The sequence below is a fragment of the Streptomyces sp. NTH33 genome (assembly GCF_003236365.1).
Classification (GTDB): Bacteria; Actinomycetota; Actinomycetes; order Streptomycetales; family Streptomycetaceae; genus Streptomyces.
On sequence record NZ_POTZ01000203.1, the window covers coordinates 1 to 12,231 of the forward strand.

Below are 12,231 nucleotides of genomic sequence, written 5' to 3' on the forward strand. Positions count from 1 at the left end.
CCCCGTGGCCGGTACCACCGGCGCGTGCGCACGAGGCCGGGCCCCGCCCTGCCCTCGTACGGGTGCGGCCGTGTCGCACGAAGGAGTTGATCCTGCGTCGAGGCGTCGTATCGCCGCCGTCCTGACCTCGCTCGCCGTCTCGGGCGCCGCCCTGGCGCTCCAGTCGGCCCCCACCGCCTCCGCCGCCGGATTCGTCGTGAGCGAGGCGCAGTTCCACCAGATGTTCCCGAACCGGAACTCGTTCTACACCTACAGCGGGCTCACCGCCGCCCTCGGTGCCTACCCCGGCTTCGCCAACACCGGCAGCGACACCGTGAAGAAGCAGGAGGCCGCGGCGTTCCTCGCCAACGTCAGCCACGAGACCGGTGGACTGGTGCACGTGGTCGAGCAGAACACCGCCAACTACCCGCACTACTGCGACTGGAGCCAGTGGTACGGCTGTCCGGCCGGCCAGGCGGCGTACTACGGACGCGGTCCGATCCAGCTCAGCTGGAACTTCAACTACAAGGCCGCGGGCGACGCGCTCGGCATCGATCTGCTGGGCAACCCCTACCGGGTGCAGAACGACGCCGCCGTCGCCTGGAAGACGGGCCTGTGGTACTGGAACACCCAGTCCGGCCCCGGTTCCATGACCGGCCACAACGCCATGGTCAGCGGTGCGGGTTTCGGCCAGACCATCCGCAGCATCAACGGCTCCCTGGAGTGCGACGGCCGCAACCCCGCCCAGGTGCAGAGCCGCGTCGACGCCTACCAGAGGTTCACGCAGATCCTCGGAGTTCCGCCGGGTGCCAACCTGTACTGCTGACGTCCGGGTGCGCCGCATGGTGTCATGCACCTGACTATCTGCACGGCCGGGTCGCGGCCCTCGCGTCGCGGCCCCGCGTCACGACCACGTCCGGACGAAGGGCACACCGCCATGCGCACCCCCCACGCCCTGCTCGCCACGACCGCGGCACTGGCCGCCGCGGTCGTGGCGCCCCCAGCCGCCGCCGGCGCCGCGGCGAACGTCCCGCCCGACGGGACGTACTACGTCCAGAGCGCCACGACCGGCCTCAACGCCGCCGCCGGCAAGAGCGCCGTGGAACAGCACAACCCCAAGGGCGACGAGGACCGCCAGCAGTGGAACCTCCGCGCAAGCGGGGCGTCGTACGTCCTGGAGAACGCCGACACGGCGGGCAGCTGCCTCGGCCGCTCGGGCGACCAGGCGCGCACCGTCGCCTGCACGAGTCCCGACGCGGTCTGGGAGATCGCACCGGCCGGAGACGACCAGTACACCCTCAAGGCCCCCGGCACCGACCGTCACCTGACCGTCGCCGTCAAGCCGGCCGGCGCCAACTACCCCGCCCAGCTGGCCGTCGGCTCCGCGGGCGGTCTCGCCCGCTGGTACCTCACTCCGGTGAGACCGGTCACCCGGCCCATGCCGCCGGCCGACCGGCGCACCCTCGACCAGGTCACCTTCCTCACCGCCCACAACGCCTACGCCAACGGGGTCGACGGCGGCTTCGCCCCGCCGTTCGTCAACCTCGTGCCCAACCAGACCCGCGGCATCGACCGGCAACTCGCGGACGGTGTACGGGGGTTCATGCTGGACATCCACCAGACCCGGGACGGCGCGATCCTCTGCCACAACAGCTGCACGCTGGTCAGCAAGCCGGTCGCGCTATGGGTGGACCTGCAGCGCATGGTCGACTTCCTCAAGGCACGTCCCGATCAGTTCGTCACCGTCTTCCTCGAGGACTACGTCGACCCCGGCGTCCTGCGCGGTGAACTCGCCCGCGTCGACGGCCTGTCCGACGTGCTCTACCGGCCCGACCGGACCGGCGTGCGCCAGAACGGCTGGCCGAGGACGGCCGATCTGATCGCGGCGAACCAGCGGCTGCTGATCCTCACCGACCACAGCCGCTCCGCCGACGAGGCCGCGGGCCTGACCCGGGACAGCTTCGGCGTGATGTACCAGCGCGAGTGGACGGTCGAGAACCACTGGTCGATGGGGTCCGGCCTGGGCTCCTCTGACTGGTCCTGCCACAGCCGCTGGTACGGCGCCGACCTCAACATCCCGCTGACCCGCACCGAGCCCGGCTTCCGCCCGCTGTTCGTGATGAACCACTTCCGCGACACCACGGTCTCCGGTACGGCGCAGACCGACAACGGCAAACTCGCCGACCGCGCCGAGCGGTTCTGCGAGCCCGCCGCGCGCAAGAAGCCCAACTTCCTCGCCGTGGACCGCTACGACCTGGGCGACCCGGCGGCCGCCGTCGACGCCCTGAACACCCACACCTATCCGTGAAAGGCGGCCGTCCGCGGCGCACGGGGTGTGCGAGACTCCGGCGATGAGCTCCGAAACGATCACCGCGGACGCCGCGGGCACCTTCGAACTCGGCGATCTGACCGTCAACCGTGTCGGCCTGGGCGCGATGCGGCTGACGGGCAGCGCCGCCTTCCACCTCGGCACACCGAGCGACCGGGCACGCTCGATCTCCGTCCTGCGCAAGGCCGTCGAACTCGGCGTCAACCACATCGACACGGCGGCCTTCTACTTCTCCGCGCGCCGCTCCGCCAACGAGCTGATCAACAGCGCGCTGTCCCCGTACCCGCAGGACCTGGTCGTCGTCACCAAGGTGGGTCCCTTCCGGAACTACTCGGGAGAGTGGGGCACCTCCGCGCGCCCCGACGACCTGCGCGGCCACGTCGAGGAGAACCTGCGCCAGCTCGGCCGCGACCACCTCGACGTGGTCAACCTGCGCCGGATGCGGCAGGACTCGATCGCCGAGCACTTCGGCGCGCTCGCCGAACTGCGCGAGGAGGGCCTGATCCGGCACCTGGGCATCTCCGACGTCGAGCCGCGCCACCTGGCCGAGGCCCGGGCCATCGCACCGGTGGTGTGTGTGCAGAACCGCTTCGGGCTCGACCTCCGCGACCCGGCGACCGACGAACTGCTGCGCGTCTGCGGCAAGGAGGGCATCGCCTTCGTGCCGTTCTTCGCGATCGCCGGCGAGGGCGGCTCGCAGGGTGCGAGGAGCGGTGACGACGACGAGACGGTCACCGCCGTCGCACGGGCCCACGGCGCGACGCCCGCCCAGGTCCGGATCGCCTGGACCCTGCAGCAGGGGCCGCACGTGCTGGCCATTCCCGGCACGGGCGACCCCGGCCACCTGGTGGAGAACGTGGCCGCGGGCGCGCTGCGGCTCACCGACGAGGAGATGGCCCGTCTCGACGCGCTGCACGCCGGGAGCGAGTGAGAGGCCTCCGTCACGCTTTCCGGGGCACCCGGCCGCCGCTGCCGGTCAGCCCAGTTGCCGGTACAGGAACGCGACGGTGCTCTCCCAGGCCCGGGCGGCGGAGTCGGGATGGTGGCTGGGGCGGCGGTCGTTGAAGAAGGCGTGGCCGGCCGGGTACAGGCGGAAGTCCGGGGCGGCGCCGGACTGCCGCCGGATCGTCTCGGCCAGTTCCTCCACCCGCTGCGGCGGAATGCTCCGGTCCTGCTCCCCGTAGTGGCCGAGGATCCGGGCGCGCAGCCCGGAGAAGTCGGGCAGCTCGTCCCGGACGACGCCGTAGAACGGCACGGCCGCGCTCACCCGCGGCTCGACCGCGGCCAGGTACAGCACGAAGCCGCCGCCCATGCAGAAGCCGACCGCGCCGACCGTGTCCGAGGTGGCCTCGGGCAGGCTCAGCAGGTGGCCGACGGCGCCGGAGAGCAGTTCGACGCCCCGGGAGACCGGCAGGGCCTTCGCCATCCGCCGCGCCTCCTCGCTGTCGTGCGCCACGCTCCCGCCGTACAGGTCGGGTGCCAGGACGACGAATCCCTCGGCGGCGAGCCGGTCGGCGACGTCGGCGATGTGGTCCGTCAGCCCCCACCACTCCTGGATGACCAGGACGCCCGGGCCGCGTCCGGACGGCGGCAGCGCGAGGTAGCCGTGAGCGGTGGCTCCCGCGCTCGGGAAGGTGGTGTTCTGGCGGGCGGGCGTCTCGGCGGGCCTGGGCCGCTCGGGCATGGTGCTGCGCTCCTGTCCGGTCGTCTCCACTTCTTTCATAACGGGCGGGCGGCGTATCCGCGAGCGGGCCACGACATCCGGCCGACTACACTCATGTAGACGATCTGGATCGGACCTGCTGGACTGCGGGCGACGACGGGGTGAAGGACGTTCCCATGACCGACGCGAAGGACGAACGCCGGCCGGCCGGTGAGCTCGAAGCGGGCGTCATGGCCGTCCTGTGGGCCGCCGGCGCGCCACAGACGCCCGGCCAGGTCCAGCGCGGCCTCGGCAGCGGCCTGGCCCGCACCACGGTCACCACGATCCTGACCCGGCTGTACGACAAGGGCGTCGTCGAGCGCCGCCGCCAGGGGCGGGGCTACGCCTACTACCCCGTCCAGGACGCGCACGGGCTCACCGCCCGCCGCATGCACTCCGAGCTCGACCGCGACACCGACCGCGAGACGGTTCTCGCCCGCTTCGTCGCCCAGCTCAGCCCCGACGACGAGCGCGTCCTGCGGGATCTGCTCGAACCCGGTGAGCGATGACCGCGGCTCTGCTCCTGCTCCTGCCCCTGCTGCTGCCGTTCGCCGCGCCGGCACTGGCCCGGCGCGCGCTCGACCGCCTCGCCCCCGTGACCGCACTGTGGATGATCACCCTCTTCGCGGTCGTGCTCGCCGGGTGCTCCCTGGCCGCGCTCGGCGCCTTCGTGCTCACCGGACTGCTCAGGCTGCCGGTGTTCGCGGCGCTCGGGAAGCTCGTACACCCCCTGTCCACCGCGTCCGGCCTGGTGGTCTTCCCGGCGGCGGCCGTCTCCGTCGGGGCGCTCGCCGTGTGCGCGGGCACGCTCGGGCGCGCGGTGCTCAAGGAGTTCCGCGCCTTTCGCCGGGCGCGCACCGAGGCCGGACGCAGGCCCGCGGCGGGCGACCTGTGCGTGATCGACTCGCCGCGGCCCGACGCGTACGCCCTGCCCGGCCGCCCGCACCGCATCGTCGTCACCAGCGCGATGCTGCGCAGCCTCGACGCGGCCGAGCGGGAGGCGCTGTTCGCGCACGAGCGGGCGCACAACCGGGGCGGCCACCACTACTTCCTGGCCGCCGCCGAGCTCGCCGCCCACTGCCATCCCGCGCTGCGGCCGGTCCGCCGGACGATCCGCCTCGCGGCCGAGCGCGCCGCCGACGAGGCCGCGGCCGCGGCCGTCGGCGACCGCCGTCTGACCGCCCGGGCCATCGCCCGCGCCGCCCTGGCGGGCCAGGAGGCCCGGTCCGCGCGCCCTGGTCTCGCCCCCGCCGCCGCCTCCGGCCCGGTCCCCCACCGCGTCAGGGCGCTGCTGACCACCCCGCACGTCACACGCCGCGCCGCGACCCGCGTCGCCGCGCTGCTGCTGGTCTGCGCCACGGCCTCCTTCGCCTCCTCGGCCACCGGCCTGATCGACTTCCACCACCGGGTCGAGATCGCCCAGGGCGAAGAGCCCCGCTGACCACCTTCCGCGCCTGTCCCCGAGGGACTGGCGCCCGTGAAGTTTTACGTATAACCTCACTCGGCGCCCGCCCGTCCCGAAAGGCCCCGATGAGACGTATCGCCCTGGTCACCCTCGTCGTCGACGACTACGACGAGGCGATCCGCTTCTACACCGGGGCGCTGGGCTTCCGGCTCGCCGAGGACACCCCGCGCCCGGACGGCTCCCGCTGGGTCGTCGTCGAACCGGACGGGAAGCCGGACGGGGAGCCGGCCGGGAACAGCGCCGGTACCGCGCTGCTGCTCGCCCGCGCCGGGACCGGGTCCCAGCGGGCCCGGGTCGGCGACCAGACCGGCGGGCGCGTCGGGTTCTTCCTGCACACCGACGACTTCGCCCGCGACCACGCCCGGATGCGGGCGGCGGGCGTGACCTTCCTGGAGGAGCCGCGGCACGAGCCGTACGGCACCGTCGCCGTCTTCGAGGACCTGTACGGCAACCGCTGGGACCTGCTCCAGCCCGCCACCCCGTGACACCCACCACCTGCCCGAGGAACCATTCATGACCGCGCCCCGCGTCGACATCGACACCCTCCGCCGGCTGCCCAAGGCCGTGCTGCACGACCACCTCGACGGCGGGCTGCGCCCGGCCACCGTCGTCGAGCTCGCGGAGACGGTCGGCCACACGCTGCCCACCACCGACCCCGACGAGCTCGCCGCCTGGTACTACGACGCGGCCAACTCCGGGGACCTGGTGCGGTACATAGCCACCTTCGAGCACACCCTCGCCGTGATGCAGACCCGTGAGGGCCTGCTGCGCACCGCCGAGGAGTACGTGCTCGACCTGGCCGGGGACGGCGTCGTCTACGGAGAGGTCCGCTACGCCCCCGAGCTCATGGTCAGGGGCGGGCTGACGCTGAACGAGGTCGTCGGGACCGTCCAGGATGGTCTGGCCGCCGGCATGGCCAAGGCGGCGGCGAACGGCACGCCTGTCCGGGTCGGCACGCTGCTGTGCGGGATGCGGATGTTCGACCGCAGCCGCGAGATCGCCGATCTGGCCGTCGCCCACCGCGACGCCGGTGTCGTCGGCTTCGACATCGCCGGGGCCGAGGACGGCTTCCCGCCCGCCGACCACCTGGCCGCCTTCGAGCACCTGCGCCGCGAGAACGTGCCGTTCACCATCCACGCCGGCGAGGCCCACGGCCTGCCCAGCATCCACCAGGCGCTGCAGGTCTGCGGCGCCCAGCGCATCGGGCACGGCGTGCGCATCACCGACGACATCGTCGACGGCAAGCCGGGCCGGCTCGCCGGCTGGGTACGCGACCGCCGGATCGCCCTGGAGATGTGCCCGACCTCCAACCTGCAGACCGGCGCCGCCCGCTCGATCGCCGAGCACCCCATCACCGCGCTGAAGGACCTCGGCTTCCGGGTCACCCTCAACACCGACAACCGCCTGGTGTCCGGTACGACGATGACCCGCGAGATGTCCCTGCTGGTCGAGCAGGCGGGCTGGACGGTCGAGGACCTGCGCACGGTCACGGTGAACGCGGTCAAGAGCGCGTTCATCCCCTTCGACGAGCGCAATGCCCTGCTCAGGGACGTGGTCCTGCCGGGCTACGAGTCCGCGCTCTGAAGCAGCCCCCTGGCATAGGCGGCCTGTCCGACGTGCTGCAGATCGTCGGACAGGACGCTGACCAGGCGCACGCCCAGGGTGACCGGCGGATCCCAGCGCTCGTCGACGACGCGCTCGAGGTCCTTGGCGGCCAGGGGACGCAGGGCCTTCAGGGTCTGCTCGTGCACGGCGTCGTAGTAGCCGGTCAGCGGCTCACCGGAGTCGACCCGCACCTTGGCGACCTGCGCCGGGCTGTGCCCGTACCCGGTGTCGTGGCGCTCCAGGCCGAGCCCGAAGCGCTTCTCCCAGCCCTGCGCGAGCCACACCTGTTCGAGGCCGAACGCGTCGGCGATGTGGTCGTCCTGCACACGCGTGAGGTGCCAGACGAGCCAGGCGATGGAGTTGGCGCCGTCGCCGGGGCGGGCGTTGAGCCGCTCGCCCGGCAGGCCGTCGACGACGGCGTGGACCTCTTCCCGGACGCGGCCGTAGCCGTCGATGAGGATCTCCTTCGCATGCATACGTCCACCCTCGCGCACCGGCCCCCCTCACGCTTCCGGAACACCGCCGGACGCCGGGCCCCGTGACTCCAGCAGGGCGATCAGGGCACGGGCGGCGGGGCTGGTGGCCTGTTCGGACGGCAGCAGGGCGACGGTCTCGTACTCCGTGCCGGTGGCGTCCTTCAGCGGCAGCGCGGTCAGCGAGGGCCGCTTGTGCCGGAAGTGGCGGGGCACGACCGCGATGCCGAGGTTCTCGCCGACCAGGTCGAGCAGGCCGTGCACGTCGTTGACCTCCAGGGCCACCGTGCGCCGCACGCCCGCGGCGGCGAAGGCCGCGTCGGTGGTCCGGCGCGGACCCCAGTCCGGGTGGAAGTCGACGAAGACCTCGCCGTCCACGTCCTGCGGCGCGAGGACGGCGCCGGACGCCGCGAGCCGGTGGCCGGGGTGGCACAGCACGGTCATCGGCTCACTGGTCAGTGACACCGAGCGCAGCTGGTCGGTGTCCGCGCGGGTGCGGTAGGCGAACGCCAGGTCGAGCCGCCCGGCCGCGACCTCCTCCGCCAGCGCGCCCGAGCCCGCCTGCCGCAGCCGTATCTCCACATCCGGGTGGAGCCGCCGGAACGCGGCGAGCAGCCCGGCCACGTACACCCCGGCGATGCACTGCTCGGTGCCCAGCGACAGCGTGCCGCGCAGCACGCCCTGCACCGCCGCCACCGCCTCGTGCGCCGCCCGCACCTGCGCCAGGATCCGCTCCGCCTCACCGAGCAGCGCGCGCCCGGCCTCCGTGAGCGTCACCCGGCGCGTGGTGCGCACGAACAGCGGAGCCCGCAACTCCCGCTCCAGCGACCTGATCGACGCCGACAGCCCCGACTGGGAGACCATCAGCCGCTCCGCGGCCCGGGTGAAGTGCTGGTCCTCGGCGACGGCGACGAAGTGCTGGAGGTGACGCAGTTCCATGACTGAGAAGCCTAGTCGTTGAATCCCATCGGATTCTTCTGTTGGACCACTGGCCGCGGGGGACGCCAGAGTGGAGACCGGCTCCACCGAGCCCGTCCCCCCTGCCAACCCCCTCATGGAGGCGCGTTGTACACCGCCCACCCCGACCGCTACGCCGACATGCCCTACCGGCGCACCGGACGCAGCGGCCTGAAGCTCCCCGCGCTGTCGCTCGGCCTGTGGCACAACTTCGGCCCCGACCGCCCGGCCGAGACCCAGCGCGCCGTCCTGCGCCGCGCCTTCGACCTCGGCGTCACCCACTTCGACCTGGCCAACAACTACGGCCCGCCGCCCGGCGCCGCCGAGTCCGCCCTCGGCGAGGCGCTGAGGGCGGACTTCGCGCCGTACCGGGACGAGCTGGTGATCTCCACCAAGGCCGGCTACCTGATGTGGCCCGGCCCGTACGGCGAATGGGGCTCGCGCAAGTACCTGCTGTCCTCCCTCGACCAGAGCCTGAAGCGGATGGGCCTGGAGTACGTCGACATCTTCTACTCGCACCGCCCCGCCCCGGACACTCCCCTGGAGGAGACGATGGGCGCCCTGCACTCGGCGGTCCAGCAGGGCAAGGCGCTCTACGCCGGTGTCTCCAACTACTCCCCCGAGCAGACCCGCGAGGCCGCCCGGATCCTGGGCGAACTGGGCACCCCGCTGCTCATCCACCAGCCGCGCTACTCGATGCTCGACCGGCGCCCCGAGGAGCAGGGCCTGCTGGACACCCTCGACGAACTCCAGGTCGGCTCCATCGCCTACTCCCCGCTGGAACAGGGTCTGCTCACCGCCCGCTACCTCGACGGCATCCCCGAGGACTCGCGCGCGGCGAGCGACAGCCCGTTCCTGGACTCCGACGCGGTCACCGGGGAACTGGTCGGCAGGCTGCGCGCCCTGGACGAGATCGCCAGGTCCCGCGGCCAGTCCCTGGCCCAGCTGGCCCTGGCCTGGGTACTGCGCGGCGGCCGGGTCACCTCGGCCCTGGTCGGCGCGAGCAGCCCGCAGCAGCTCCAGGACAGCGTCGAGGCGATCCGCAACCTGGACTTCGACGCGGAGGAACTGGCCCGCATCGACGCGATCGTCCGGTCGTAGGGGCCTGCCTCACGCCCCCGCGGGCAGCCGGTCGAGGAAGCCCAGTACGGTGCGGATCCTCCCCTCGGCGTCCAGGGTGATCACATCGAAGCCGGCGACCGGGGCGGAGCCTCCCCCAGAGGGGGTACCCCCAGCCCCGTTCACCAGCTCCCAGGAGAAGCGCGCCGTGTCGTGGTGCCCGTCGACGGTCCCGGTGAGCCGGAAGGCGAAGCCGGGGAACTGCTCGCGGGCAGCGGTGATCACGGCCGCGATCCGCTCGTGGCCGCCGGCGTCGGCTGGGGGTCCCCCCTGCTCGAAGAGCTTGGGGGAGGATCGGTGTAACGGCCGTCCGGGGTCCGGGCGGCGGCCACCGCCTTCGCCCGGGTCTCGGCGTCGGCCGCGTTCCATGCCTCGAAGCAGCGGGCGACGGCGCTCTCGTGACGGTCGGTGTGCGCGGACATGGCGAATCAGCCTCCATCGAGGTCGTGTGCGCTGATCAGGACCCGTGCCTCCGTGGCCGGCGACCCGATGGGACCACCCTGCCGGCCTGTGCCGCGCGGGTCGATTACCGCCGGGGTAATGGCCGCGCGGCCACGGACCGCCACGATTTCGGCCACGCGGCGCGCTGAATATGCCAGGAGACTGGCCGGAAAGTCATGGTGACAGCGTTTCAGCAGTGAACATACTCAAGTTTCAGGGCAGTTCACCGCACAACCACCATGCCTCACCGCACGGCAGACGCACGGCAAGCACGGAGAGCACGGAGAGCGAGGCAGCACCGGCAGGGCGACGCGACGGGGAGGAGCAGTGCACAACGAATTTCTGTGCCATGTCACCGCGTACGGCATGTGCGGCGGACGCCGCGTCGGCGTCCCGCTCGGCACCTACCGCGCGCCCACCCTGGCCCTGGCCCTGTGGTGGCTGCGCGACCGCGCCTCCTGGATAGCCGAACGGCTCGACCCCGTCCCCGACAGCCCCCACGTCCCGGCCGGGGCGCTCGTCCCGGTGCCGGACACCGTGCCCGACGTACCGCGCATCCTGCGCGCCTGGTGCGCCGACGTGGCACAACAGGAGATCGTCGCCGATGAGTTGGCCGACGGCCGGCTGGTGCGGATCGCCGCGAGCGACGACACCACCGAGTACGAACTGCTCGCCGAGTCGGTGGACGCCCTGCGCATGCACCGCACCCTCCCGGCCCTCGTCCTGCCGATGGCCTGACCGGACGTGTCGTCACGAGGTGGGAGCCTCGCTCCGGTGAGGACGTACCCATGCGGCCGGCAGGGCTCCCAGGAAGCCGGTGACCAGGCCCCATACGGCGGCCAGGCCCAGCGCACTCCACAGCCGAGGTGTGAGCAGGAGCTCTCCGGACAGGTTGCCGCCCACGTTGCCGATGCCGAGGAGGGACAGGCCGTAGTGGGCGGAGATCCGGCCCACGGCACAGATCGTCAGCACCGTCAGCACCAGCGCGACGGCCATGTGCAGGGCGTGCCGCCAGGCGGGCGTCCGGGCCGGGGAGCGCGTCGCCATCAGGAACGCGGCGCCCAGCAGCAGTACGGCGTCCACGACCACCAGCCACCACACCCGGCCGTCGTGCCCGGCGAGCGTGCCCACGTTGAGCGTGGAGACGTCCGGGGTGCGCAGCACCTGGTCGAGCAGGTGCGGCACGGGCAGCCCGAACGGGCCGTCCACCCTGCCGTGCCAGGTGGCGCCCAGACCGATCGTGAAGGCGAGCCAGGCCAGGTTCGGCAACCCGAGCAGGATCACCGCGAAGTGGTCCGCCGGATGCCCGCGGGTCGCCGCCGTCACGAGTGCGACGACCAGACCCACGACGACGCACGCGAGCAGCAGGGCGGCCATGGCGTACGCCGCCGGGCGTACCGACTCCCGGCACCGCAGCAGCCGCGCCGGCAGCGGCGCCCCGGGCGCCACCAGCAGGGCCAGCACCAGCACGCCGGCCAGCCACAGCAGCCCGAAGAGCACGGTCAGCGGCACCTGCGCGGTGAAACCGACCTCCGGCTCGGCGCCGAACAGGCCGCCGATGGCGCCGAGCACGCCGTTGCCGAGGTCGATGGCGAAGGTCTGCCGGGCGCCGAGGGCCAGGCCGATCAGGGCGAGCAGCCACAGTACGGCGATCCGTGTGGCCCACCCGGCCAGTTCCCGCGCCCCGGCCACCGCGCGGTGCCGCAGCGGCCGCAGGAATCCCGCGGCGACGACGAGCGTGCCGGCGAGCGTGACCGACAGCGGGACCACCGTGATGCCGGCGTGCGTCTCGGCGAGGACGCCCGCGTTCCCCGACAGCTCCACGCTCCCGCCGACCGCCGTCACCACGGTCGCGGCGACCACCCGGGGGAAGGCGTTGCCGGGAAGTCCCGTGGCACCGGCCGCCCACAGTCCCAGCGCGGCGACGGCCCCCATGGTGAACAGAGCGGCCAGCACCGTGGCGACGGCCTGCGCCCAGCCGTGGCGGGCGGCCGGCGCGGCGGTGGGGCTCGGCGGGCTCACACTGCCACGCTAAGTGGTTCGGACCGGAAGTCCTTCGGGGGTTGATCATGTAGCTGGCTCGGCGGAGGATTCTTCGTGGTGATCGGTGGTGTGCCGGTCGAGTCTGGCCAGCAGATCGTCCAGGTCGGAGGTGGTGAAC

Annotated in this window: 13 protein-coding genes and 1 pseudogene; 9 read left to right on the forward strand and 5 right to left on the reverse strand. The window is 72.8% G+C overall.

The window, feature by feature from the left end; all coding sequences use genetic code 11:
• The first annotated feature begins 151 nt into the window (after positions 1-151).
• The 3 genes from C1I97_RS19805 to C1I97_RS19815 all read left to right on the forward strand — a co-directional run bounded on the left by C1I97_RS19805 (position 152) and on the right by C1I97_RS19815 (position 3,239).
• The gene (locus C1I97_RS19805; RefSeq protein WP_441349134.1) at positions 152-805 is read left to right on the forward strand and encodes a chitinase; all 654 of its coding nucleotides are present in this window, start codon (positions 152-154) and stop codon (positions 803-805) included.
• 111 nt (positions 806-916) lie between these two features.
• Positions 917-2,287, forward strand: coding sequence for an RICIN domain-containing protein (locus tag C1I97_RS19810; protein ID WP_111004557.1), 1,371 nt, complete (start codon positions 917-919; stop codon positions 2,285-2,287).
• Positions 2,288-2,330: 43 nt separating this feature from the next.
• Entirely contained in the window at positions 2,331-3,239 is a 909-nt protein-coding gene (locus C1I97_RS19815; protein ID WP_111004558.1) for an oxidoreductase, read from the forward strand.
• A 45-nt stretch (positions 3,240-3,284) separates the two neighbouring features.
• Here the strand turns inward: C1I97_RS19815 and C1I97_RS19820 are convergent, their stop codons facing one another.
• Positions 3,285-3,992 (reverse strand): dienelactone hydrolase family protein, encoded by a 708-nt coding sequence (locus C1I97_RS19820; RefSeq protein WP_111004559.1) that lies wholly within the window; start codon positions 3,990-3,992, stop codon positions 3,285-3,287.
• Positions 3,993-4,147: 155 nt separating this feature from the next.
• On the opposite strand from C1I97_RS19820, the gene C1I97_RS19825 reads away from it, so the two are divergent.
• From C1I97_RS19825 to C1I97_RS19840, 4 genes are all read left to right on the forward strand, one after another.
• Entirely contained in the window at positions 4,148-4,519 is a 372-nt protein-coding gene (locus tag C1I97_RS19825; protein ID WP_111004560.1) for a BlaI/MecI/CopY family transcriptional regulator, read from the forward strand.
• Complete coding sequence (locus C1I97_RS19830) at positions 4,516-5,451, forward strand: M48 family metalloprotease (protein ID WP_111004561.1); 936 nt, start codon at positions 4,516-4,518, stop codon at positions 5,449-5,451. Before C1I97_RS19825 ends, C1I97_RS19830 begins: the two co-directional genes overlap by 4 nt.
• Positions 5,452-5,540: 89 nt before the next feature.
• The gene (locus C1I97_RS19835) at positions 5,541-5,960 is read left to right on the forward strand and encodes a VOC family protein (protein ID WP_111004562.1); all 420 of its coding nucleotides are present in this window, start codon (positions 5,541-5,543) and stop codon (positions 5,958-5,960) included.
• Between the two features lie 28 nt (positions 5,961-5,988).
• Positions 5,989-7,059, forward strand: a complete 1,071-nt coding sequence (locus tag C1I97_RS19840) for an adenosine deaminase (RefSeq protein WP_111004563.1) — start codon at positions 5,989-5,991, stop codon at positions 7,057-7,059.
• Here C1I97_RS19840 and C1I97_RS19845 read toward each other — a convergent pair.
• Entirely contained in the window at positions 7,041-7,556 is a 516-nt protein-coding gene (locus C1I97_RS19845; RefSeq protein ID WP_111004564.1) for a mycothiol transferase, read from the reverse strand. The genes C1I97_RS19840 and C1I97_RS19845 overlap by 19 nt on opposite strands.
• A gap of 27 nt (positions 7,557-7,583) precedes the next feature.
• Positions 7,584-8,492: a LysR family transcriptional regulator gene (locus tag C1I97_RS19850; protein WP_111004565.1), complete on the reverse strand. Its 909-nt coding sequence runs from the start codon at positions 8,490-8,492 to the stop codon at positions 7,584-7,586.
• A gap of 126 nt (positions 8,493-8,618) precedes the next feature.
• On the opposite strand from C1I97_RS19850, the gene mgrA reads away from it, so the two are divergent.
• Positions 8,619-9,611 carry an L-glyceraldehyde 3-phosphate reductase gene (gene mgrA / locus C1I97_RS19855; protein WP_111004566.1) on the forward strand — a complete coding sequence of 331 codons (993 nt, stop codon included), beginning with the start codon at positions 8,619-8,621 and terminating at the stop codon, positions 9,609-9,611.
• A gap of 9 nt (positions 9,612-9,620) precedes the next feature.
• Here mgrA and C1I97_RS19860 read toward each other — a convergent pair.
• Positions 9,621-10,051 (reverse strand): annotated as a pseudogene (locus C1I97_RS19860) (nuclear transport factor 2 family protein).
• A 346-nt stretch (positions 10,052-10,397) separates the two neighbouring features.
• Here C1I97_RS19860 and C1I97_RS19865 point away from each other — a divergent pair.
• Complete coding sequence (locus tag C1I97_RS19865) at positions 10,398-10,808, forward strand: hypothetical protein (RefSeq protein ID WP_111004567.1); 411 nt, start codon at positions 10,398-10,400, stop codon at positions 10,806-10,808.
• 12 nt (positions 10,809-10,820) lie between these two features.
• Here C1I97_RS19865 and C1I97_RS19870 read toward each other — a convergent pair whose 3' ends face one another.
• Positions 10,821-12,092, reverse strand: coding sequence for a streptophobe family protein (locus tag C1I97_RS19870; protein ID WP_111004568.1), 1,272 nt, complete (start codon positions 12,090-12,092; stop codon positions 10,821-10,823).
• Between the last annotated feature and the right edge of the window lie 139 nt (positions 12,093-12,231).